The 24,536-nt window shown below is 35.4% G+C and carries 19 protein-coding genes; 9 read left to right on the forward strand and 10 right to left on the reverse strand.

Annotation, left to right across the window (positions count from 1 at the left end; genetic code table 11):
* Nucleotides 1-37: 37 nt before the first annotated feature.
* From cysK to ABD859_RS18400, 8 genes are all read right to left on the reverse strand, one after another.
* A complete protein-coding gene (gene cysK, locus ABD859_RS18365) occupies nucleotides 38-958 on the reverse strand; it encodes a cysteine synthase A (protein ID WP_345146067.1) in 921 nt (306 codons plus the stop codon).
* 44 nt (nucleotides 959-1,002) lie between these two features.
* On the reverse strand, nucleotides 1,003-2,658 hold the full coding sequence (locus ABD859_RS18370) for an arylsulfatase (RefSeq protein WP_345146068.1): 1,656 nt from the start codon (nucleotides 2,656-2,658) through the stop codon (nucleotides 1,003-1,005).
* 524 nt (nucleotides 2,659-3,182) lie between these two features.
* A complete protein-coding gene (locus tag ABD859_RS18375; protein WP_345146069.1) occupies nucleotides 3,183-4,799 on the reverse strand; it encodes a sulfatase-like hydrolase/transferase in 1,617 nt (538 codons plus the stop codon).
* Between the two features lie 33 nt (nucleotides 4,800-4,832).
* Nucleotides 4,833-5,546, reverse strand: a complete 714-nt coding sequence (locus tag ABD859_RS18380) for a rhodanese-like domain-containing protein (RefSeq protein ID WP_345146071.1) — start codon at nucleotides 5,544-5,546, stop codon at nucleotides 4,833-4,835.
* 2 nt (nucleotides 5,547-5,548) lie between these two features.
* Nucleotides 5,549-6,613 (reverse strand): sterol desaturase family protein, encoded by a 1,065-nt coding sequence (locus ABD859_RS18385; RefSeq protein WP_345146073.1) that lies wholly within the window; start codon nucleotides 6,611-6,613, stop codon nucleotides 5,549-5,551.
* A gap of 231 nt (nucleotides 6,614-6,844) precedes the next feature.
* Complete coding sequence (locus tag ABD859_RS18390) at nucleotides 6,845-8,761, reverse strand: arylsulfatase (RefSeq protein ID WP_345146075.1); 1,917 nt, start codon at nucleotides 8,759-8,761, stop codon at nucleotides 6,845-6,847.
* 27 nt (nucleotides 8,762-8,788) lie between these two features.
* Nucleotides 8,789-10,261 carry a RagB/SusD family nutrient uptake outer membrane protein gene (locus ABD859_RS18395; protein WP_345146077.1) on the reverse strand — a complete coding sequence of 491 codons (1,473 nt, stop codon included), beginning with the start codon at nucleotides 10,259-10,261 and terminating at the stop codon, nucleotides 8,789-8,791.
* Between the two features lie 15 nt (nucleotides 10,262-10,276).
* The gene (locus ABD859_RS18400) at nucleotides 10,277-13,402 is read right to left on the reverse strand and encodes a SusC/RagA family TonB-linked outer membrane protein (protein WP_345146079.1); all 3,126 of its coding nucleotides are present in this window, start codon (nucleotides 13,400-13,402) and stop codon (nucleotides 10,277-10,279) included.
* 913 nt (nucleotides 13,403-14,315) lie between these two features.
* Between ABD859_RS18400 and ABD859_RS18405 the strand changes: the two genes are divergently transcribed.
* From ABD859_RS18405 to moaA, 9 genes are all read left to right on the forward strand, one after another.
* The gene (locus ABD859_RS18405) at nucleotides 14,316-15,488 is read left to right on the forward strand and encodes a molybdopterin molybdotransferase MoeA (RefSeq protein ID WP_345146081.1); all 1,173 of its coding nucleotides are present in this window, start codon (nucleotides 14,316-14,318) and stop codon (nucleotides 15,486-15,488) included.
* Between the two features lie 369 nt (nucleotides 15,489-15,857).
* Nucleotides 15,858-16,604, forward strand: coding sequence for a sulfite exporter TauE/SafE family protein (locus ABD859_RS18410; RefSeq protein ID WP_345146083.1), 747 nt, complete (start codon nucleotides 15,858-15,860; stop codon nucleotides 16,602-16,604).
* A gap of 175 nt (nucleotides 16,605-16,779) precedes the next feature.
* Entirely contained in the window at nucleotides 16,780-17,352 is a 573-nt protein-coding gene (locus ABD859_RS18415) for a molybdenum cofactor guanylyltransferase (protein WP_345146085.1), read from the forward strand.
* Nucleotides 17,353-17,357: 5 nt separating this feature from the next.
* Entirely contained in the window at nucleotides 17,358-18,146 is a 789-nt protein-coding gene (gene cobA, locus ABD859_RS18420; RefSeq protein WP_345146086.1) for a uroporphyrinogen-III C-methyltransferase, read from the forward strand.
* Between the two features lie 2 nt (nucleotides 18,147-18,148).
* Entirely contained in the window at nucleotides 18,149-18,388 is a 240-nt protein-coding gene (locus ABD859_RS18425; protein WP_345146087.1) for a MoaD/ThiS family protein, read from the forward strand.
* A gap of 3 nt (nucleotides 18,389-18,391) precedes the next feature.
* Nucleotides 18,392-19,465 carry a molybdopterin-synthase adenylyltransferase MoeB gene (gene moeB, locus ABD859_RS18430; protein ID WP_345146088.1) on the forward strand — a complete coding sequence of 358 codons (1,074 nt, stop codon included), beginning with the start codon at nucleotides 18,392-18,394 and terminating at the stop codon, nucleotides 19,463-19,465.
* A 172-nt stretch (nucleotides 19,466-19,637) separates the two neighbouring features.
* The gene (locus ABD859_RS18435; RefSeq protein WP_345146089.1) at nucleotides 19,638-20,069 is read left to right on the forward strand and encodes a molybdenum cofactor biosynthesis protein MoaE; all 432 of its coding nucleotides are present in this window, start codon (nucleotides 19,638-19,640) and stop codon (nucleotides 20,067-20,069) included.
* Between the two features lies 1 nt (nucleotide 20,070).
* Entirely contained in the window at nucleotides 20,071-20,985 is a 915-nt protein-coding gene (moaCB, locus tag ABD859_RS18440) for a bifunctional molybdenum cofactor biosynthesis protein MoaC/MoaB (RefSeq protein WP_345146090.1), read from the forward strand.
* Entirely contained in the window at nucleotides 20,972-21,979 is a 1,008-nt protein-coding gene (gene moaA, locus ABD859_RS18445; protein WP_345146091.1) for a GTP 3',8-cyclase MoaA, read from the forward strand. Before moaCB ends, moaA begins: the two co-directional genes overlap by 14 nt.
* A gap of 179 nt (nucleotides 21,980-22,158) precedes the next feature.
* On the opposite strand, the gene ABD859_RS18450 is transcribed toward moaA, so the two are convergent.
* Nucleotides 22,159-22,806 (reverse strand): hypothetical protein, encoded by a 648-nt coding sequence (locus ABD859_RS18450; RefSeq protein WP_345146093.1) that lies wholly within the window; start codon nucleotides 22,804-22,806, stop codon nucleotides 22,159-22,161.
* A gap of 297 nt (nucleotides 22,807-23,103) precedes the next feature.
* Nucleotides 23,104-24,534, reverse strand: coding sequence for a rubredoxin (locus ABD859_RS18455; RefSeq protein WP_345146095.1), 1,431 nt, complete (start codon nucleotides 24,532-24,534; stop codon nucleotides 23,104-23,106).
* Between the last annotated feature and the right edge of the window lie 2 nt (nucleotides 24,535-24,536).

Genomic DNA, 24,536 nt, shown 5'->3' on the forward strand with positions numbered 1-24,536 from the left:
AGAATCTTAATTTTGTTTGATGTTTGATATTTATAGTTTATGAGAAAAAGTCAAATAGTTCTTCAACAGAAAGATAACGTTCTCCGGTATCATAATTAAAAGTCAGAATTACGGCGTCCTGAGGAATATTTTTTATTTTTTTAGAAACCGCAGCCAATGCAGCTCCTGTCGAAATACCACCAAAAATACCTTCTTCTTTTGCTAATTTTTTGGCGAAAGAAAAAGCATCATTTTTTTCAATCGTAACAATTTCATCGACATATTCTTTATTAAAAACCTCGGGAATAAAACCTGCACCAATTCCCTGAAGCGGGTGTGGAGCAGGTATTCCGCCGCTTAAAACCGGAGAAAGTGCAGGTTCTACCGCAATTGTTTTTAAATTAGGAAAATGCTGTTTTAAAATTTTAGAAACACCTGTAATGTGTCCGCCAGTTCCAACTCCCGTAATCAAATAATCAATTCCATCCGGAAAATCAGCAAGGATTTCTTGTGCTGTTGTACGCTCATGTACTTCAACATTTGCACGATTGGTAAACTGCGACGGAAGAAAGGCGTTTTTAATTGTGGCCGCTAATTCGTTTGCTTTTTCAACCGCTCCCGAAGTTCCTTTCTCTCTTGGCGTTAAAACATATTCTGCACCATAAGCTTCGATAATTTTTCTGCGCTCAACACTCATCGATTCCGGCATAACAATAATTACTTTGTAACCTTTTACGGCGGCAACCAGCGAAAGTCCAATTCCGGTATTTCCGGAAGTAGGTTCAATAATAATCGAATCGGGATTTAAAAGACCTTTTTTCTCGGCATCTTCAATCATCGCCAGAGCAATTCGGTCTTTAATGCTCGATCCCGGATTTGCTTTTTCCAGTTTAATCCATACTTCATGTGTTGAAAAAAGCTTGTTTAGCCTTATGTGCGGCGTATTGCCAATCGTTTCCAGAATGTTTTGATACTTCATGTGTTTTGATATTTTTTGTTTTGAATAAAGATAGCAGTAAAATTTTACTTTTTAAGCGGTGCACCGCCGGGCATTGTTTCTGGTTTTAATTTGAATTTACTGTATTCAACTACTCCGGTTTTTTCTGCCCAGTCAAAATACGCGGCCGAAAGCTGGTTTACGATTCCCGGATTTTGCTGTGCGACATTAGTGGTTTCGCCTCTGTCGGTTTCAAGATTATAGAGTTCCCATTCATACGACGGATAAATAGAAACTAATTTCCATTTTCCATCGCGAACAGCTCTATTTCCTGCTCTTTCCCAAAATAATGGTGCGCCTCTGTCGACCTGTGAAACATTATTAAATAAAACAGGTAGCAAACTTTTTCCAGCCAAAGCGTTTGTTGTCACACCATTATATTCTTTTGGGTATTCAATGCCTGCTAATTCATAAAAAGTAGGAGCGAGGTCAATTATATGTCCGGTTCCTTTATCGATTCTTCCGGCTTTAATTTTTGATGGAAACCAGGCAATAAAAGGCGAACTAAAACCGCCTTCGTGCATGTTGTTTTTGTATTGAAGCAAAGGCGTGTTCGATAAATAAGCCCAGTTTTGTTCCTGATAATCAAATGAACCTGATGTGCCTACTGGTCCGTCGTTTCGAACCAAATTTCTTCCCAACGGATTATAGGTATTAAAACCGCCTTGCGCTCCATTATCTGAAATAAAAATAATCAGCGTGTTTTTATCTTTTTTCAGAGCTTTTAGTTTGTCTAAAACTTTACCCACATTTTGATCCATGTTGTCAACCATGGCGGCATAAACTTCCATTTTGGCTTTCCAGAATTGTTTTTCATCATAAGTCAGTTTACTCCATTCCGGCACTTCTGGATCTCTTGCAGATATGGTCTGGTCTGCTGGTAAAATACCGCTGGCTTTTAATTTCTGAATTCTCTTTTCTCTTAAAACATCCCAGCCTTCATCAAATTTACCTCTGTATTTGGCAATATCAACAGGTTTAGCTTGTAAAGGCCAGTGCGGTGCCGTAAAAGCCAGATATAAAAAGAAAGGTTTGTTTTCTTTATTTTGTTCATCTAAAAAGGTCACAGCATTATTTCCAATTTCATCTGTAAAATAATACGAATCATCTTTTGGATGCAGTTCTTCATTATTGCGGATTAATTTTACCGGATATGGCGTTTTTCCAAACGGAAGCGGTTTTGTATCAAAATAATTAGATGCACCTTTTAAGATTCCATAAAATTTATCAAAACCTCTCTGGTTAGGCCATTGCGACTGATCTTCAGAACCAACGTGCCATTTTCCTGATAAAAGTGTGCTGTAACCGCCGGAACGAAAAACTTCTCCTAATGTTAAAGATTCTTTATTTAAATAACCCTGATAAGCTGGTAATCCTAAATTAACATCAAAAAATCCAACGCCGGCTTTGTGCTGATATTGCCCGGTTAGGAGAGAAGCCCGTGTTGGCGCACAAATTGAATTGTTGTAAAATTCACGTAAACGTAAACCTTCTGATGCTAGTTTATCCAGATTTGGAGTTTTAATTTCTGACCCATAATTTCCTAAATCAGAATAACCCATATCATCTACTAAAATCAAAATTATATTAGGTTTTGATTGTGTCTGTGCATTTGATTTATATATAGTAAAAGTTCCTGTTATAAAAACTGAAAGCAGAAAACGGATAAATATTGTATTCATTGCAATGATTTTGCTGGTTGTTTTTTGTTTTTGTTAGTGATAAATGTTCTTTAAAATCAGGTCATTTCTGTTGCCGCAGAAATGACCTTTTGGAATCAAAAGAAATTAGCTTACCGCTGCTATTTTCATTTTTGATTTTAGTATGACATTACAGCTTTAAAGCAAATACTTTAAATTATATTACAGTAAAATTTATGATAAAGGCTGCCGGTCTTTTTTTTATTTGAGTTTAAGCCGAACAATTGGATAGAATTAACAACAACAGCACATATAACGAAAAGTGTTATATGTATACTTTTTTGGATGGGAATATTGTATTCTGCTTTTTGTTGTTTTCAAAATGTAAGTTTTAAAATTAAACTCTACTAATTCTATAGACAAAGTTAGTTTTAAAATTGTAATATCCAAATGAATCTTAATTTTTTTCTGAGATGCTTTAAAAATTTTAGTTGTAAAATTTGAACAGAGATAAAAAAATAAACCCGGCAAGTCTTAAAACATGCCGGTTTTTAAAATAGTATAGATTATAAATCAACAAAGTATTTTTGTGTTCCAAAATCAAATTCATAATGCATTAAATTAGGCCATAAAGGTTTTATAAGTCCTTTTTCCCATGTTTGTAAAGCACTTTGAAGTTCTTTTACTTTTTCTGGATTTTGAGCAGCGAGATCTGTTTTTTCAAATTTGTCTTTAGATAAATCATACAGCCAGGTTTCATGTGTTTTACCGCTTATAAGTAATTTCCAATTACCACTTCTTATGGCTTTTGCATCGCCGGAACGCCAGTATAAATTTTTATGGGCTTCTTTGTTATTGTTAACAAAGTCTACCAAATCAACACCGTCGTAAACACGGTCTTTAGGAAGATCAGAATGTATAGCCGAAGCAATTGTGCTGAAAATATCCAAAGAAATTACAGGCGTTTTATAAACAGTATGCGGTTTTATTTTCCCTTTCCACGAAAGTGCAAAAGGAACATTTATACCGCCTTCAAAATGAGAAAATTTACCGCCTTTTAATGGCGCATTTGTAGTAGCAAAAGTATAATCGGCGCCGCCGTTATCGCTGGCAAAAAAGATAAGTGTGTTTTCTTCCAGACCTTCTTTTTTTACTTTTTCGCGAATTCTTCCAATGGCATCGTCAAGAGCACTTATCATAGCAAAATAAACACGTTTGTTTTCGTCTTTTACATTTGGAAAACGATCATAGTATTTTTTACGGACCTGAAACGGCGTATGCGGCGCATTAAACGGTACGTAAAGCAGAAACGGTTTGTTTTTATTTTTATCAATAAAAGCTTCGGCTTCGTCAGCAAATTTTTCAGTAAGATATTCTTTTTCGTCGATAATAGTATTGTTTCTGCGGATTTTTCCAATTCCAACTCGTCCCTGACCCCAGATTACTTTATCGGTAAAATCTTTATGATGATGATTGATAATATCCTGATTATCATCTTCGGGAGCAAAAAGCGAAAATGCCTGATAAAATCCGTAATGATAATCGAAACCTCTGTCGAGAGGAAAAAAGCCTTTATTGTGTCCCAAATGCCATTTGCCAATAATTCCGGTGCTGTAGCCTTTTCTTTTGGCTAAATCAGCAAACGTGATTTCAGACTGCGGTAATCCCTGCGTGGCGATTGAAGCGTCGCTTGGATATTCGATTTTAGGATTAAGTCTCCAATTATCGGTATTAATTAAATATTTAAAGGCATAATACTCTAAATTGTTTTTTGGATAACGATCTCCGGGTTGAAATTCATGTCCAAAACGTTCCTGATAACGTCCTGTAAGCAGTCCTGCGCGGGAAGGCGAGCAGATAGGAGCCGAAACATAACCTTCAGTAAAAGTAACTCCTGATGCAGCAAGAGAATCAATTTGAGGTGTAGGCGTGGTTTTTCCTCCATATAATGAAATATCATATTTGCCTAAATCATCGGCAAGAAGAATGATAATATTAGGTTTCTTTTCTGAAGAAGAAGTGTCTTTTTGAGAGAGAAAAGCGGTCTTTCCTTCGGCTAGTTTTTTATCGGCTAGTATTAAATTCTCATTGGTATTTATAGGCCAGAACAGGAAAGCCACCGCCAGCAGAAGTGCGATTAAAATGGGTATAACGATTTTGGTTATTTTATTATATGCTGCCATGTGGTTAGTTTAATGTTTGTGTTAGCATTTTTGTTATCTCGAAGCCAGTGCCGAATCAACATCATTTTTCAAATCGCCTAAACCGTCTTTTTTGAAAATGATTTTACTGTTTTGATATAAAATTAAAGTAGGGAAGACTTTTACGTTTTTTAAATCGGCAATAACCTGCGGACTTTCTTCCAGTTCAATTTCTATGATTTTTAGTTTTTCTCCGTATTGGCTTCTAAGCGATTCCAAAATTGGTTTTACCGTTTTGCACGTGGCACAATATTTAGAACCAATGTCTACTAAAACATACTGATTGTCAGAAAGTACCTTTTTGTATTCTTGTAATGATAATTTACTTTTTAAATTGCTGTAAAAAGGTTTTCCGCCTCCAATCCAGCTTGCAATGCCTCCTTCTAGAATATAAACTTCAGTAAAACCTCTTTTTCCAAGATCGGCTGCTAAAAGTCCGCTTCGATAAGCAGCAATTGAATAAATAAAAACAGGTTTAGCAGGATTTAAAGCTGCAACGTGCTTTTCATAATCTTCTGATTTGAGATTGAAATTAACTGCGCCTTCAATATGGTTAAGAGCAAATTCTTCCGGACCTCTGGCATCAATTATCTGCGGTTGTTTCTGGCTTTTCACTTTTGTATAAAAAGCATCCAGCAGTAAATTGGCACTTTGTCCCTGTGAAAAAACAGCAATTGTAAATAGACATACAATTGCTGTTAAACTGAATTTTAGTTTAGATTTTTTCATCTTTAAGACTGAACCTGTTCTAAAACTGGTAAAGGAGTTTCTTCAACCTGAACTGGTACATGTTTTGTTGGAAATGATAATACACCTTCGGCAAGAGAACTTCCTTCTTTTTTAGATTTGAATATCGGCCATAAAAACTGTGCATACCATTCTTCTTGCTTATATGATTTTGTTCCGTATGATTCTGGGAATTTACGGGTGATTAATCCTGTTCCGAAGATGACATCCCAGATAAAAAACATATTTCCAAAGTTTCCTTTAAAATGTCCAACACCGTCGCCGCTTGTGTCTGCGTGGTGTGCGTGGTGTGTTGCCGGTGTAGAAATTAATCTTTCTAAAACCCACGCAATTGGATGTAAAACTTTGTATTTGTAAAAAGGTTTGTCCCATGCAATGCTCGAATGCGCTCCTAAAGTGATGAAACTTTTAATTACCAAAACAAACAAAGCCGGTAATCCTAACCCCAGATACGTTAAAGTTGCTGTTAGATAAATCTGTGAAAAGAAAACAGTATAAATAAAATTTTGTCTCGAAGCCATTGCCATTCCCATATACGGAGCCGAATGGTGTGTTCTGTGAAAACGCCATAAAAATGGCACCTGATGGTGTAATCTGTGATACCAGTACTGCGTTAAATCATCGGCAATGGCAATTAAGAAAAAGCCTCCCCAAAACGGAACCCATGATAATGAGTTTTCCAGATTTGGTATTAAGTAAGGTAAAACGGTTAAACTGAAAAATGCAATTACGGGAGGTAAAAGTAATTTTGGAGCAAGAAAAGAAACAATATCAATTTTGCGTTCTTCTCCCGTCCATTCATCATCGTATAAACCTGCTGCAAATTCGATGATTCCCAGTACAATCATAAATACAATTAATCCCCAAGATCGAATGTTTACGAAAGCAGGCTGAAGAAATTCTAAAAATGAGGGTACAGTTATATGTGATTCATTTACAGATGTACCGCCCAGCTGAAAATAAAGATAAATTGCCACTACAGGCAATGAATAAATAAAGAAGCTTATTGTTAAGTCTCTTACTAATTTTTCTTTTTGAACTATTGCCATGATTTTTTATTTTAAAAATTGATTAATAATGGTTAATCCTCCGGCTAAAATGGCCAGCGGCACTAAAAACAAGATTATCCCAACGACAATCTTTTTTCCTATGATTTCATAATCTACTCGTTTCATAATGGTTCGTTTTTTGTCCTGCAAGGTTTTCAAAACCTTGTAGGTATAATTTTTTTTTCAGACTTTAAACCTACAAGGTTTTGAAAACCTTGCAGGTTGGTTATGCTAATTAGAGCTTCCGCCCGGTTTTGTAGCCTGTTTGATTAAATCAGAAACTGTTTTTCCTTTGTCGGCTCCGGTGTTGTGTATTCTTCTGTTGTAAACATCCTGCCAGTCAATCAATGGGTAAACATTGTTTTCTTTGGCTTGTTCATCAAATAGTTTTTGAAGTTCAGCCAGTTTTTCAGGATATTTTTTTGCCAGATTGTTACGTTCGTTAAAATCTTCGTTTAAGTTGTATAATTCCCAAACATCAGTGTCGAAGTTGCTTGGGGCAGGTTTTTCGTTGCTTCCAATAGATTTTTTTACTGCGAAAGAATCCGGTAAATGAGCAGCCGAAGCTTTCCATCCGTCTTTGTAAATCGCTCTGTTTCCAAAAATGTAATAATACTGTACTTTGTGTAACGATTCTGCTTTTGGATTATCGATAGAAGCTTTAAAGGTTGAACCCTGAATAATGTCTTGTTTAATACCTTTAATAGATTCCGGAGCTTTGATACCTGCGATATCTAAAGTGGTCGGTAAAAGATCAGTTACGTGGCTGTATTGATTTCTAATGCCTCCTTTATCTTTAATTCCGTTTGGATAAAAAACAATCAGCGGATTACGAGTTCCACCTTCTGAGTGTGCGTCTTGTTTCCAGTTTTTAAACGGAGCGTTTGTTGCCTGCGCCCATCCTAACGGATAATTGGTATTTAAACCTTTTGCAGTTCCAATTTCTCCAATGTTGTTCAGGTTGCTTTGGAAGTTCTCTTCGTCTGTTTTTCCCTGAGAGAATAAACTTTGGTTGATTGTTCCCTGAAGAGTTCCTTCTTTACTTGCTCCATTATCGCCAATGGCAACAAAGATTAAAGTATTGTCAAGTTGTCCGCTTTCTTTTAAATAATTTACAACTCTTCCAATTTCATAATCTGTATACGTCAGGAATCCGGCGTAAACTTCCATGAATCTTGCGTAAACTTTCTTTTGATCCGGAGTTAGTTTTTTCCATTCTGTAATTAAAGCATTACGATCTGGCAGTCCTGCATTTTGAGGAAAGATTCCTAATTTCTTTTGGTTTGCCAATACTTTTTCGCGGTAAACATCCCAGCCTTCATCAAACTTTCCTTTGTATGGTTCAACCCATTTTTCGGCAACCTGATGCGGTGCGTGAACGGCTCCCGGTGCATAATACAAGAAGAAAGGTTTTCCCGGCGCAGCTTTTTGCTGTTTTTGAATATAACTGATCGCTTTATCTGTAATCAATTCATTCAAATGGCGTCCGTCAGGTTTAATGTGAGTCTGATCTTCAACTAAATCAGGATTGTACTGATCTGTCTGCGAACCTAAGAATCCGTAGAAATGATCGAAACCTTTTCCTGTCGGCCAGCGGTCAAATGGTCCTGCATCTGTTGCGTCTTCATCCGGCGTAACACCGTATTTTCCAACTGCAAAAGTGTTGTAGCCGTTCTCACGTAAAATCTCGGCAATGGTTCCTTTATCAGATGGAATTCTTCCGTCCCAGCCAGGGAAACCTGCTGATAAAATAGTATGAGAAAATCCGCTTACGTGAACTCGTCCTGAATTTCTTCCAGTCAGTAAAGCTGCGCGGGTAGGAGCACAAATAGCTGTGGTATGGAAGTTCGTGTAACGAAGTCCGTTATTAGCTAAATTATCAAAAGTAGGCGTATTGATTAAACCTCCAAAAGTGCTTGAAGCTCCAAATCCAACATCGTCTAATAAAATCCAGACAATATTTGGAGCGCCTTTTGGAGCGGTTACAGGATCCGGCCAGTATTCTTTAGAATCGGCTAAAGTTTTTCCAATAGTTCCTTTAAATTCTTCTTTTTCTTGTGCAATTCCAAGCTGTACAGCAAGCAATGCAGTAATCAAAAGTCCTTTCTTTGGACTTTTGAAAGCATTATTGATTTTTAATTTTTTCATTTTAATAGTTTTTAGGTTTGTGGTTTATTAATATCCAGGGTTTTGAGGTAAACCCACGGGGTCAATATTTCTTTCGCTCTGCGGAATTGGGTAGAGGTTATTTTTTTCTGTAACAGAATTTTTAGCTGTTACTTTTTTAACTTCGGTAACCAGAGTTCCCCAGCGCACTAAATCGTACCATCTTTGCCCTTCCTGAACAAATTCTTTTTTGCGTTCTTCCTGCAGTGCCGCTCTAAAACCCGCTTGGTCTAACCCTGCTAAATCAATGTTTGGGTCAGGCGTTGTAATAGGTTTTCCAAATGCTCTTCTTCGTATCTGATTAAGAAGTTCAAATGCTTCCGGAGTTGGTGTTCCCTGTTCGTTTATGGCTTCTGCCAAAGACAATACAATGTCGGCATAACGAATTACAGGAAAGTTAATTGCAACGTTTGCCGGAGTTGCCAGATTGGTTAAATCCAGATATTTTTTAAAAATAGGTTTAGGAAACGTATATAAAGTTCCCGTTGTTGGGTTAAGAAGCTGTTTTGCGTAGCTTACATCTCTTCTTTTATCTCCTGCCGCATAAATATCATAGAACAAAGCAACATCTGAGATTATATCAGCAGGCTCTGTTGCTGTAAATCCAGTAAATGCTGTTGCTTGAAAAGTGCTTCCGCTTGAACCGTTTCCGGCCTGATTTGGCTCAAACTGAACAGAGAAAATATGTTCTTTTCCGTTCTTTTTGGTTTTAGTAAAAATGTCCTGAAAGTCTTCAAACAAAGCATATCCGTAACCACCGTTCATAACTTCTCTTGATTTTAAAATGGCATTTGGCCAGTCTTTTCTTGTCAGGTACACTTTTGCTAAAATAGCTTTTGCAGCTCCAGATGTTGCGCGTCCGGCATCGGCAGAGGTATAAGTGGCAGGTAAAGCTTCGGCATCAGTTAAATCTTTAATAATCTGAGCGTAAACTTCATCTACAGTGGCTCTTTTTGATTTTAAGCTTTCCAGCTGAATTGAAGTTGGTTCGTGCAATACAATCGGCACACCGCCCCAAAGACGAACAGCCTGAAAATAAAGAAGCCCTCTAATGAATTTTGCTTCGTTAATTAATCGGTTTTTAATGACTTCAGATCCTGAAACTTTCGGAATATTATCGATAGAAACATTGGCTCTGTTTATTCCATTATAAATTTGTCTCCACGCTACCTGAACACGATCTGAAGTCGCATCATGCGTTAAACTGCTCAAGGCCCGAACCTGCGGATTTGTAGCCGAAACTCCCGCTGCAGCATAATCTGTTGCCATATCGGTTAAGAAATACAAATTTCTTCCAAATAAACTCTGCTCGCCCGGATCTATGCTTAAAGAAGCGTATACTGCCGTTACACTTGCAACAGCGTCATCCTGAGTTACGAAGTATTTATCTTCGGTAGTAAAAGAGGTTGGTGTTACCTCCAGTTCGGTGCACGATACCAATAAACCGGCACTCAATAAGAATGTTATGATAATCTTTTTCATTTTATATTTTTTTACTTAGAAAGTTACGTTCAGACCCGAAATGAATGTTTTTGAGTTTGGATAAGAACCAAAATCAATTCCCGGATATAAGTTATTTTGTTCGTATGAACTTACCTCCGGATCATATCCGGTATATTTTGTCCATGTAATTAAGTTTTCGGCAGATACATAAAACTTTACGCTTTTGGTTCCCAGTTTTTTAGAAACACTTTTAGGAAGTGTGTATCCAAGCGTAATTAATTTCAAGCGTAAGAAAGAAGCATCTTCTACATATCTTTCAGAAACAATTCCTAACGGAGAACTGGTTGCTCTGGGAATTTCGTTACTTGGATTTGTTGGTGTCCAACGGTCGTTTAAAGTTGCTGCAGCATTGGTTCCAAGAGTAGAAATTTCTAACTGCTGGTTTAATGCATTGAAGATTTTGGCACCGTAAGATCCCTGAAAAGAGAAGTTTAAATCAAAATCATTATATGAAATAGTGTTGCTGAAACTCCCCACAAATTTTGGCTGAGACGACCCTAAACTTCCTTTGTCTAAAGCGGTAATAACGCCATCGCCGTTTGTGTCGACATATCTTCTGTCTCCCACTTTTGTATTGGCTAAACTGTTGATTTTTGGCTGTGTATTTACTTCTTCCTGAGTCTGGAAAATTCCATTGGTTTTGTATCCCCAAAAAGTTCCCAAAGGCAGTCCCACTTTTACAATAACCGGTTGCTGCTGCAATAAAGAGCCGTTTGGCACTACAGGAAAAAATTCATTTACGCCGTTTCCAATTTCAGTCACTTTATTTCGGTTCGCAGAAAATACAATATTAGAATTCCATGAAAATTTTTCAGTTTTGATATTTTCGGTATTCAAACCAATTTCGATACCTTTATTTTCAACACCTCCAATGTTTTGAAGAACAGTTGCGTAACCAGAAGTTAAAGGCACAGGAACATTGATTAATAAATCTTTGGTCTGTTTGTAATACACATCAAAAACAAAATTGATTTTTCGATCCAATAATGATAAATCTAATCCAACATTGTACTGATTGGTTCTTTCCCATTTCAAATCAGGATTTGCCAGTCGGGTAGGAGCTAAACCCGTATATGTTGTACCTCCAAAAGAGTAATTTACAGAACCCATAGAAGCGAGTGACAGGTAATTTCCAATTTCCTGATTTCCTGTTGTTCCGGCACTAAGTCTTAATTTAGCTTCGGTTACGCCTTTAATATTGTTAGCAAATTCTTCTTCTGTAATATTCCAGGAGAAACCGGCCGAAGGGAAATAACCCCAAAGCGATTCAGCTCCAAATCTTGAAGAACCATCGGCACGTCCGGAAAGTGTAAAATTGTATCTTCCTTTGTATGAGTAATTTATTCTCGCCAGCCAAGATTTTAAAACACTTTCAAAAGCATCACTTCCAGGTTTTGTCGGCACGCCGTCTTGCAAAGCATTATACGTTGTATTATCGTTTACAAAAGTATTTGCACCTGCCGTAACTACCTCGCCTTGTGTATATTGAAGTGTGTAGCCTGCTAAAGCCGAAAATTTATGGTTTTCGCCGAAGTTGGTATTGTAATTCAGCGTGTTTTCATTTAAAACAGAACTTACCAAACGATCTCCCACAGCAGCAGAACCTTTTGTTCCGGCTCCGTTTGACGTATTTGCCGGAGCATAATAGTTTTGTTTCGTATTTAGTACATCACCGCTTACTGCGACTTTTGCCGTTAGTTTTTTAGTGATTTTATATTCACCAAACAAACTCGTTAAAATTCGGTTGATTTTTGTTTCGTTAATAGTATTCTCTAAATCGTTAATTGGATTTGGAACAAAACCGTTTACAGAAGTGGCGTATGGATTGTTGGTTACGTTGTAGGTTCCATCTTCATTTCTAATAGGAACAACAGGTGCCGTAAGATTTACACTGCTCAGCGGGTTAGGATTTCTACCGCCGCTTGAGTTTGATGCAATACCATTAGAAATTGAGTTTGTATAGTTGGCATTAACGCCAAATTTAAAATTCTGAGAATAATTTCTTTCGTAATTAGCACGAAGTGAAATTCGTTTAAAATCAGAACCTAAAACAATTCCTTCCTGATCAAAATAACCAGCCGAAACTGCATATCTCGATCTTTCGTCTCCGCCTGAAAATGATAATTGGTGATTTTGAACCGGAGCTGCTGTTCTAAAAGCCGCCGACTGCCAGTCATAATTCCCAGATGTTTTAAAAGCTTCGATTTGAGCAGCTGAAAAAGACGGCGCCTGACCAATACTTGCCTGAACATCGTTACGTAAACTTGCCCATTCGCTGGCATTCATTAGTTTTAGTTTCTTTGTGATATTCTGAAATCCGAAATAACCCTGATACGAAATATTGTCTTGTCCTTTCGTTCCCTTTTTAGTTGTAATAATGATGACTCCGTTTGCACCGCGTGAACCGTAAATAGCCGTTGCCGAAGCATCTTTTAAAACTTCCATAGATTCTATATCAGCTGGATTTATGGTAGATAAAACGTTTAAACTTGCTCCGGCATTTGCAACTCCGGCAGAGCTGTTAGAATTATCGTTGTAAATCAAAATACCGTCTACAACATACAACGGTTCGTTACCAGCTGTAATTGAGTTTCCGCCTCGAATTCGCACGCTTGAAGATGCTCCGGGGCGTCCGGAACTTTGTGTAACTACCACACCCGAAACGGCACCGCGTAATAAATTATCTGCCGATGAGGTAACCTGCGATAAATTTGCCTTTGGAACCGAAGCTACAGAACCCGTAATATCTTTTCTTTTTTGAGTTCCGTAACCTACAACCACTAATTCATCGAGTTCCTGACGCTCTTCTTTTAAGTGAATAATAACCGGATTTTTTTCGACTACAATTTCCAGTTTCTTATATCCAATGTAACTAACGATTAATGTATAAGGAAATTTCTGACCCGTTTGAAAATAAAATTTTCCTTCTGCATCTGTCTGTACACTATGTGTAGTACCTTTAATATTTATTGATGCGCCTATAATTGGCTGATTTGTAATGTCATCGACTACCGTTCCGTCGAGTTTAGACTGAATAAGCGGTGTTGTATTTTGTGCCTGAAATTGCAGGGATGTTAACAAAATTGTAACCCATAAAATGAGGTTTATATTTTTTTTCATTTCTTTGTAATGGTTTAAATAATTAACAAGGCGCCCTGAGCGTTGAATTTTCAACCCTCTAACTGTTTCCTTGATTTAGTGATAAATGTTCTTTAAGCCCCGCCATTTCTGTTGCCGCAGAAATGGCTTTTCTTTTTATTTACAGCAGCAGCTTTGCATTGTTTTCATTTTAGTTTTTTTAGTTGGTTAATTTTTTTCTTTATAAAACATACATATATTCAAAATCTTTTGCTGCAGTTTATGCATCAATCAGATATTTGCAATTCAGTAAAATAATCTTGTGGTGAAATTGAGATTTCGTTTCCAGACTTTTGGTAATCTTTAAAACGAAAGGATTATGTTGGTCATTAACAACAGAAACACATATAACAAAAAGTGTTATACGTATATTTTTTAGGAAGAATGTAATATGATGTGCTTTCGGTTGTTTTCACAATATAGTTTTTTTAGTTTCAAATAATCATTTATAAACTCTACTAATCCTATAGACAAAGTTAATTTTAATATAATAAAAACCAAAAATTTCATGTGTTTTTTTTGAAAATAATGTGATAATTAGATAGTTAAGTTTGTTTTAGTCGTCGTAATGTATTGTTTTATAAAGGTTTATGACCCAACTGGGTAGTTTTTGCAATGTTAAAATTATTTTGAGGTTAAAATAAAATTGTAGTATTTTATCTTTAATTTCTTTGTTTTTAATTCGCTAAAAAATTAAAAATGAGCAGTCTAAATATTAATTTTTCATCTTGTATTAAGATTTTTAATGAATATATTACGCTATTTTTAAGATTGACTTTAAGTAAAATGAAGTAATTTTATAGATATTAAAATAAAATGAAATTTTTTAATCAAGCTATTAATAAATACTTATATTTGTAAATAAGTATTTATACGTAGTTTTTAATTCCGAAACATGATAAAAGTACAAGAAGCCATAGCGGTTATTGAAACAAGCAGTACTAAAATGCCTGTAAAGCAAATCTCGATAAAAAAAGCATTTGGATATGTTTTGGCAGAAAAAGTAATTTCGCCTATTTCTATGCCGCCATTTCGCCAGTCGGCTATGGACGGATATGCTTTTACACACAGCATTAGACATCAATACGATATCGTGGGCACATCGCAGGCAGGAGATCATAAGAATATAAAGCTGCAAAATACAGAAGCAATTCGAATATTTACCGGTGCTTATGTTCCCGACAGTGCAGATACAGTTGTCATGCAGGAACATGTAATGTCGAACAAAAACTCGATTTTAATTGCTTCAATGCCCGAAAAATTTTCAAATGTTCGTCCAAAGGGAGAGCAGATAGAAAAAGGTGCTGTTGTTTTTGAAGCAGGTACTTTAATAACACCAGCGGCTATTGGTTTTTTAGCCAGTTTAGGAATAACAGAAGCAGCGGTTTATAAAAAGCCAAAAACAGCTATTTTAGTAACAGGAAATGAATTAGTTGAGCCGGGTAAAAAACTTAAAAAAGGAAAAATTTTTGAGAGTAACTCTATTATGCTTCAGGCCGCGTTACAAACAGCGGGAATAAATAAAACGAAAGTTTACAGAGTAAAAGACAATTTAAAAGCGACTAAAAAAGCTTTAAAAAGCATTTTGAAAAATAATGATATTGTTTTGATTTCCGGCGGAATTTCAGTTGGCGATTATGATTTTGTAAAAGAAGCTTTATTGCAGAATGAAGTAAAAGAACTCTTTTATAAAATCAATCAAAAGCCGGGAAAACCAATGTTCTTTGGTTCAAAAAATGAAACTTTAGTTTTTGCGCTTCCCGGAAATCCGGCTTCATCGCTGACCAATTTTTATATTTATGTTTTACCAGCGATTAAAAACAGAATGGGATTTTCGGAAATTCATAAACCAAAATTAGTCCGAAAATTAAATTCGGATGTAATAAACGATACAGGCAAAACATTGTTTTTAAAAGCAAAATACGACGAAACTAATGTAACTGTTTTAAACGGACAAAGTTCAGCGATGTTAAACACCTTCGCAACAGCTAATAGTTTATTGATTGTTCCGGATGATATAGAAAATTATAAAAAAGGAGAAGAAGTAATTTTACTGCCGATTGATTAGATTTTTTAAAAAATAGAATAAAGAAAGTAGATTTTTATGGTGAATGATGGAAAGCGCTGTATAAATAAAAACATATAGCATTGATCCGAATCCTAAATTATAGTAGTCTATCGTCTAGTTTGTCATTTCGACGTAGGAGACTCGAGCGATAGCGAACAGGCGAAGCAAATCTCCGCAAGTAGCTCGACAAACAAAATCGCCAATCTTTGTAGAGTTTCTCGCGGAGATTTCTCCTTCGTCGAAATGACAAGATTGCGGAGAAACGTAATTGATTTAGAATGCGCACCCAAGGTTGAAACCATTGAAATGCAAAGATTGAAAACCTGAAACCTGAAACCTGAAACAAAAACAAATAAACCAAAAACAAAAATGAACCTATTAAGTTCCGAAAATATAATCCTATTCAGTTTTGCATTAATTATAATAGCCTTTTTATATTCTAGCGTAGGGCACGGCGGAGCATCGGGATATCTGGCATTAATGAGCATTTTTGCGTTTCCCATTTCGATTATGAAACCGTCGGCTTTGTTGTTGAATTTATTTGTTTCGAGTATTTCATTTTTGTTTTATTATCGAAAGAATTATTTCAAACCCAAGCTGTTTTATCCATTTGCTATTGCCTCGATTCCGGCGGCATTTATCGGAGGCTTTATAACTTTAGACAATACGATTTATAAAATAATTCTAGGAGTTGTATTGGTTTTTGCAGCACTGAGATTATTTGGAATATTTAATTTTAAAGAAAAAGAAGAAGTAAAAATAAACCTTCCGTTTGCTTTAGCAATTGGTTTCGCCATAGGATTATTATCCGGAATGTTAGGAATTGGCGGGGGAATTATTCTAAGTCCGATTCTATTATTTTTAGGGTGGGCGAATGTAAAAGAATCAGCGGCAATTTCGAGTTTATTCATTTTTGTGAATTCGACAGCAGGAATGTTGGGTTTCTTTTTAGGAGGAAAATCAATCCCCATGGAAAGTTTTTATTTAGTGCCAATTGCGGTTGTAGGAGGAATGTTAGGAGGATTTTACGGAAGCGGTTCTTTTTCGAACAGAACATTAAAAATGGTTTTAGGAACGGTAATTTTAATGGCGAGCATTAAATTGATTTTTCCATAACAAATAAAGATATACGCCCAGTTTTGTCATTTCGACGAAGGAGAAATCTCCGCAAGAAACTCTACAAAGATTGGCGATTTAGTTTGTCGAGCTACTTACGGAGATTTCTCCTTCGTCGAAATGACAAGATTGGGGTAAACGTGAAACTTGAAACCTGAAACAAAAAACAAAAACAATGAAAACACTAACAGTATTTATTCTTTGCGGAGGAAAAAGCACCAGAATGCAGTCAGAAAAAGGATTGGTTTTGTTTCAGGAAAAGCCATTCATAGAGCATATTATAAAAGCCATTCTGCCAATAACCGATCAAATAAAATTGATTACAGGATCAAAAGAATATGATTATCTGGAATATGAAAAAATACCGGATATTATTTTAGATAAAGGACCTTTGGGTGGAATTTACACGGCATTGTCTAATTCTGGAACTGAATTTAATTTGATTTTAAGCTGTGATATTCCGTTAATTTCGACTGAATTATTGCAGGAATTGATTTCAAAACATACCAAAGAAGCCGGAATTACGGTTTTTGCTTCCGAAAGTAAAACGCATCCATTAATTGGAATTTATTCAAAAGATATTTTGCCAATTATTAAAGAAGCAATAGATTCTGACAAGTTAAAAATGATGGATTTACTAGCAAAAGTGCCACATCAGATTTTAAATATAGAAGAAAGCGAAAACTTTCCTTTGACTAATATCAATTCGGCAGACGAATTAAATGACCTGAATATCAACTCAATTTAAAGACTATGCGAAATTTAAAAACACCAAAATTGACAATTGTAGGCGCAGGTCCGGGCGATGTTGAATTAATTACTTTAAAAGCCATCAAAGCTTTAGAAAGTGCTGATGTTGTTTTGTACGATGCTTTGGTCAACGAAGAATTATTAGAATATGCATCAAATGCTGAAATAGTTTTTGTTGGTAAACGATTGGGATGCCACGCTTATACACAAGATCAAATTAATGATTTAATTGTATCGATGGCCAAAAATCATGGACATGTTGTGCGTCTAAAAGGCGGAGATTCTTTTGTTTTTGGAAGAGGAAGCGAAGAAATTGATTATGCCGTAAAATTTGGTTTGGAAACAGCTGTCGTTCCGGGAATTTCATCAGCTTTGGGCGTTCCGGCTTCGGCGGGAATCAGTTTGACGCAACGTCAGATTGCCGAAAGTTTTTGGGTAATTACGGGAACAACTTCCGATCATAAATTATCAAAAGATGTTCATTTGGCTTCAAAATCAAATGCGACTGTGGTGATTTTGATGGGAATGCATAAGTTAAATGAAATCATTTCAATCTATCAGGAAAACAGAAATGATGATTTACCAATTGCGATTATTCAAAACGGAACAAAAAATTCAGAGCAAAAAGTAATCGGAACTATTAGTACAATTATTAAATTGGTATCCGAAAAAAATATTTCTTCGCCCGCAATTATTGTAATTGGCGAAGTCGTGAAAAATACATCAAAACTGACAGAATATTTTCAGGAACATTTTGATGATGAATTCATTTTTCAAAATTTAAATTTATAAAAATGATTGAGGTAAAATATTTTGGAGCTGTCGCTGAAAAAACGAAATGCGAATTCGAAAAGTTATCTTTTTCGGAAGAAGTGTCACTGCAAAAACTTTTGAGTGATTTAAACGAAAAATATGAATTTGAATCTTTGACTTTCAGCGTTGCAGTAAATCAAAAAATAGTTCCAAAAACAGCAGATTATAATTTACAAACCAGCGATATTGTTGCTTTGCTGCCGCCATTTGCAGGAGGATAATGTATGAATTCAGACAACCGATATAATAGACAAATCATACTTCCCGAAATAGGAGAGGAAGGCCAGCAGAAATTATCGAAAGCGAAAGTTTTGGTAATTGGTGCAGGAGGTTTGGGCGCGTCGATTTTGCCGTATTTAGGGTCGGCTGGAGTTGGTGAAATCGGGATTGTAGATGACGATGTTGTTGAGGTTTCGAATCTGCATCGTCAGGTTATTTATAAAACTTCCGCTGTTGGAAAATCGAAAGCGGAAGAAGCGAAAGGAATGATTTTAGAATTAAATCCGGAAATAAAGGTAAATTCTTTCGCTGAAAAATTATCAGGAAAAAATGCCATTTCGTTATTCGAAAAATATGATATAATTGTTGATGCAACAGATAATATTTCGATTAAATATTTAATAAATGATGCTTGTTTGATTACCAATAAACCAATGGTTTACGGTTCTATTTTTAGATTTCAGGGACAAGTTTCGGTTTTTAATTATCAAAACGGACCAACGTACAGATGTTTGTATCCTGATGAAAGTACCAATGCTTTAAACTGCGAAGATGCCGGCGTAATCGGAATTACAGTCGGAATTATTGGAATGCTTCAGGCAAATGAAGTTATCAAAATGATTCTCGGAATTGGAGAAGTTTTGAGTGGAAAAATATTGGTTTATAATATTTTAAAAAACGAACAACAGAAATATGATTTTGAAAAAAGTTCAAATCTTGAAATAACAAAAGAAGATTTTGACACAAAATATAATTCAGAAGAAGATCAAATTCAGGAAATAAAATTTGAATTGATTTTGGATGAAATTGAAAACGAAAGTATTCTGTTTTTAGATGTCAGAAATATTGACGAATCGCCGAAAATCAGTTTCAAAAATCAAATACAAATTCCGTTAATGCATTTAGAAAATGAAATTGAAAAACTGGATAAAAACCAGACTATTTACGTTTTCTGTCAATCTGGAATTAGAAGTAAAATTGCAGTTGAATTGCTTCAGAAATATGAGTTTAAAAAAGTGAAAAGTGTTTTTGGCGGAGCTTTAGCAATGAAGAAATTATTAAAAGAAGAAAAAATATAGCCACAGATTACACAGATTTAAAGGATTTTTTCTATGTGTATATTTTTAGCCACGAATTGCGCGAATTTTATTTAATTTCAAAGAAAGAAATTAGTGAAATTCGTGTAATTCGTGGCAAAAGAAAAAAATCAATTTAATTCTTTTAATCTGTGGCAAGAAAAAAACATAAACAATGAGTAAAAATGTATTTGTAGAAGGACCAATTTCTCCCGAATTTATTGCAGAATCGATTGCCAAACACCAATCGAAGCACACAATTGGGGCGCACAATATTTTTCTGGGACAAGTTCGTGCCGATGTAATTCACGACAACACAGTCGTAGCGATTGATTATTCGGCTTATAAAGACATGGCGAATGAAGCTTTGTATACGATTCGTGAAAAAGCTTTTGCAAAATTCAATTTAACCTGCATGCACATTTACCACAGTTTAGGCGTTGTAAAAGCAGGCGAAATCTGTTTGTTTGTCTTTGTTTCTGCCGAAAGAAGAAAACAAGTTTACGAAGCCACAGAAGCAATCGTTAATTGGATCAAAACCGATGTACCAATTTTTGGTAAAGAAATGTTTGAAAACGATACATTCACCTGGAAACAAAACACCTAAAATGGTAGATATTACGCATAAAATAAGCACATTAAGAGAAGCAACCGCAACGGCAATTGTAAAAGTCAGCAGACAAGAAACAATTGAAGCGGTGGAGAAAAACCTTGTACCAAAAGGAAATGTTCTTGAAATGGCTAAAACTGCCGGATTATTTGCGGTAAAAAATACACATTTGTCTATTCCTGATTGTCATCCTTTGCCGATTGAATTTACTTCTGTGAATTATAAAATTGAAGGTTTAGAGATTCATATTATTTTCAAAGTAAAAACGGTTTACAAAACGGGAGTTGAGGTTGAAGCGATGCACGGAGCGTCGATTGTGGCGCTGACGATGTACGATATGCTGAAACCAATTGATAAAGAAATCGAAATTTCGACTATAAAACTGATTAATAAAGAGGGCGGAAAATCGTCCTTCAAAAATAAATTTAGAGATACAATTAAAGCAGCTGTTTTTGTTTGTTCTGATTCTATTTTTGCGGGAGAAAAAGAAGATCGTTCTGGAAAAGTTATCGTAGAAAAATTAGACACTTGTGGTGTTGAAACTTCGCATTATGAGATTATTCCAGACGAATTAGATATTATTCAGGAAAAAACGAAAGCTTTCGCTAAAGAAAATCAGTTAGTTATTTTCACGGGCGGAACAGGTTTATCTCCTAGAGATGTAACGCCTGAAGCTTTGGAACCATTATTAGAAAGTAGAATTCCAGGAGTTGAAGAAGCAATTCGAAATTACGGACAGCAAAGAATGCCATACGCAATGTTGTCGAGAACTGTTGCAGGAACTTTGAGCAAAAGTATAGTTTTGGCTTTGCCGGGCTCAACAAACGGAGCGAGAGAATCTATGGATGCTGTTTTTCCGCATTTGCTGCACGTTTTTCATATTTTAAAAGGTAAAAATCATGACAGCCTCTAACACGGTTTTAACGGATGATTTTGGGCGAAAACACAATTATTTGCGTATTTCGCTGTTGGAAAAATGCAATCTGCGTTGTACGTACTGCATGCCTGCCGACGGAATTGCCTTGTCTCCAAAAGCCAGTTTAATGACGGCTGATGAGATTTTTGCAATTGCCCGGACTTTCGTGAAAAATGGTGTGGATAAAATTAGATTAACAGGCGGAGAACCTTTATTAAGAAAGGATTTTCCCGAAATAGTATCGAAATTATCAGATCTGGAGGTTTCACTTTCAATCACAACAAACGGAATATTAATTGATCGTCATATTGAGGTTTTAAAGCAATTTAACGTCAATAAAATCAATTTGAGTTTAGATACTTTGGTTTCGTCTAAATTTCATTCTATAACGCTCAGGAATCAGTTTGAGAAGGTTATTGACAATTTGCATTTACTTTTAAATAATGATTTTAAAGTTAAAGTAAATGTGGTTTTGATGAAAGGTTTTAATGAAAACGAAATAATCGATTTTGTAAAACTGACTCAGTTTTTGCCCATTTCAATTCGTTTTATCGAATTTATGCCTTTTGCAGGAAATGAGTGGGACAGAAGTAAAATGGTTTCGCAGAATGAAATTCTTTCTCAGGTTTCAACTGCTTTTTCATCAGAAGAAATTCAAAAATTAGAAGACGAAAAAAACTTCACTTCTAGAAATTATAAAATAAAAGATTTTCAAGGCGATTTCGGAATTATTAGTTCCATTACAAATCCGTTTTGTGATTCCTGCAACAGAATCCGCCTGACGGCAAACGGAAAAATTAAAAACTGTCTTTTCTCAAACTCAGAAACTGATTTGCTTACTGCTCTTAGAAATGACGAATCTATTGAAGAGTTGATTTCAAAATCGATAAAAAACAAGAAAAAAGTACGCGCCGGAATGGTGAGTGTTTCAGAAATGGATGATCCGGCAAAACATTTTGATAATCGCAGTATGATTGCGATTGGAGGATAATTTTGTTTTTGAAGCTAGAATTTCCAGTATTTTGTCATTTCGACAGAGGAGAAATCTCCGCTGGAAACTCTACAAAGAATATACTTTACGGAGCTGCTGGCGGAGATTTCTCGTTCCTCGAAATGACAAACAGTATCTCTAACTGGAGTTTGGAATTTTAAAATTTGGAATTTAATCCCTTATTTTTTCTTTTTTGCTTTTACCTTTTTTTTAGACTTTGCTTTCTTTTTAGCAATTTTTTTGGCTTTAGCTTTTTCCTTTGCTTTTTTAGCTTTAGCTTTTTTCTTCGCAGCTGCTTTTAGTTTTGCCTTCTTAGCTTTCTCTTTCTTTTTATCTTTTTTAGCCTTTGCTTTTTTCTTGGCTTTCTTTTTAGCTTTCGATTTTTTGTCTTTCTTCTCTTTTTTATCAGCAGTTTCGTCAGCAGAAATTACTTCAACGGGAGCAGCTGTAGTTTCTTCTACAACAGGAGTTTCTACCACGATTGGTTTAATAGTTGGTGCCGTAACCTGTTTAGACGGAGCTTTACGCACTGGCGTTTTAGCTGTAGCTGCAGCAGGTTTAACAGGCGTTTTTGTTGCTATAGTTTTAGATGCTGTGGCAGTTGAAGCGGATTTAACTGGAGTTTTGGTTACTGCTGTTTTTGATGATGCAGTGGCTGGTTTTGCAGTTGTTGTTTTTGCAGTTGTTGTTTTTGCAGGAGCTTTACGAACCGGAGTTTTTACAGGTTCTGTGCCTTCCGTTTTTGTGTTTTCTGCGGCTGGCTGATTGCTTTCTGCTGCCGGAGAATCAATTTTCTCAGGAGTAGATTCTGTGGTCTTGTTTTCCATATTTAATAAGTGCTTTTAGATGAGGATATAATTAACGGTGTAACTAAATTGTTAAGTTTCAGTTAAGTAAAGATAATTATAAAACAAGGTTTCTAATGTTAAGTTTTTTAGTAATTTTTTAGATTAAAAAACTGAATTCTAAATAGTTAATTTTTATTCTAAAAATCGAAACTAAAATTTCTTAACAATTCTACATGAAAAAAAAGAACAAATTGCTGTCTAATTAATGATTATTGATAATAAAAAGTGCAATTTTTTAATTGACTTATCATTCAAATAAATATCAGACTATGAAAATTAGTTCGCTGCTATTTCCAATATTTTAAAATTACTTTTTGGTGCTTCGCAAAGTGAACAGCAATAGGTTTCAGGAAGATTTTCGAATAAAAGACCTTTTGGAATTCCCTGTGTTTCATCGCCGTATTCTGAATTATAAAGCGTTAAACATTCCTGACATTGGTAAATATCCAATTGCGGTTTTTCTTTTTTCTGTTTGGTTTCTGTTGTTTCTGAAACTGAATTTCCGAGTTCTTCAAAATATTTCCTGCTTAATTCAATCAAAATTGTCGGAAGTTCCAGTTTGTCAATATCTTGTGAATGCACAATGTATTCGCGCGTATTCGGATCGAAATTTTTGGCAAACAAAACATTGTAAGTATCTCTGATTTTAATAGATTCTAAAGCTGCTGGAAGTTCGTTTTTTTCAATGACAATCGAAGTAAAATAATGACCATCACGATTGTATTCTGAAATTCCGAAATTTAATCCATAAGTACTAATGTCAAATTGATCAAGCGTACGAACCAGAAAGGTTTTAAGGTTCAAAGCCCATTCCATTGCAACGGGCAAATGCCAGTTAAGTTCTAACAAAGAATGGCGAACGTTGATTCCTCTTTTTCCTAAAAATTTTTCCCATTCCAATTTTCGATCTTTCGGAATTCCTTTTATAATGAATGATTTCCAAGGCGTAATACAGATTTTCCCGATTTTGCATTCAAAACACAAATCGCACATTTCCTTTAGAAAATCCAAATCGTAGAGATTATTTCGCCAATAAAGACCAAGCCAATATTGATCGATTCCCATTCTGTTCATTCCTTCGTAATACGGAAATGGATAAAACGGAATATTCAAAGGTTTGTCAATCGTTCGATTATTGGTGTCTAAAGCTTCGCTGACCAAAGTAAAAAGGATTTCAATATCAATTGATTCTTCTTCAGAAATCTTTTCGATTTCGTAATATATTTTAGCCAAATCCCAGCTATAAATTAAAACGGGATATACTTCCATTTTCTCCCATTTCGGAAGACGAATGTACAAATACCAATAATCTTCGTGCTCTGAAGCAATAAAATTCAAATGCCCAGTAAACAAAGGAACCAATTGCTGCTTCGGATCTGTTATATTGACTTTTAGTTTTGGTTGTTCTTTAAATTCTTCTAAAACATATAAAAATCGGTTTCCGGTAAGCCAATTCGTGTTTCTGAAAATATCAGTTGAAACGTAAGAAGAAACGATATTGTTTCCGCTTTTTTGATCGGGATAAACAAAATGATGTTTGCCGAGAGTTGTTTTTTCTAATGATTTAAACCCCTTCGGAAAAATAATATCCTGTCTAGAACCAAATGAAATTGAATCTAAACCTTCTTCCAAAGCAATATTTACCACTTCTCGTAATTCTCCCGGCGATATTACGCCACCTTTTACTATAAGTCTTGTTAGTTCCATTT

The sequence above is a fragment of the Flavobacterium ginsengiterrae genome, assembly GCF_039539785.1.
Taxonomy (GTDB): Bacteria; Bacteroidota; Bacteroidia; order Flavobacteriales; family Flavobacteriaceae; genus Flavobacterium; species Flavobacterium ginsengiterrae.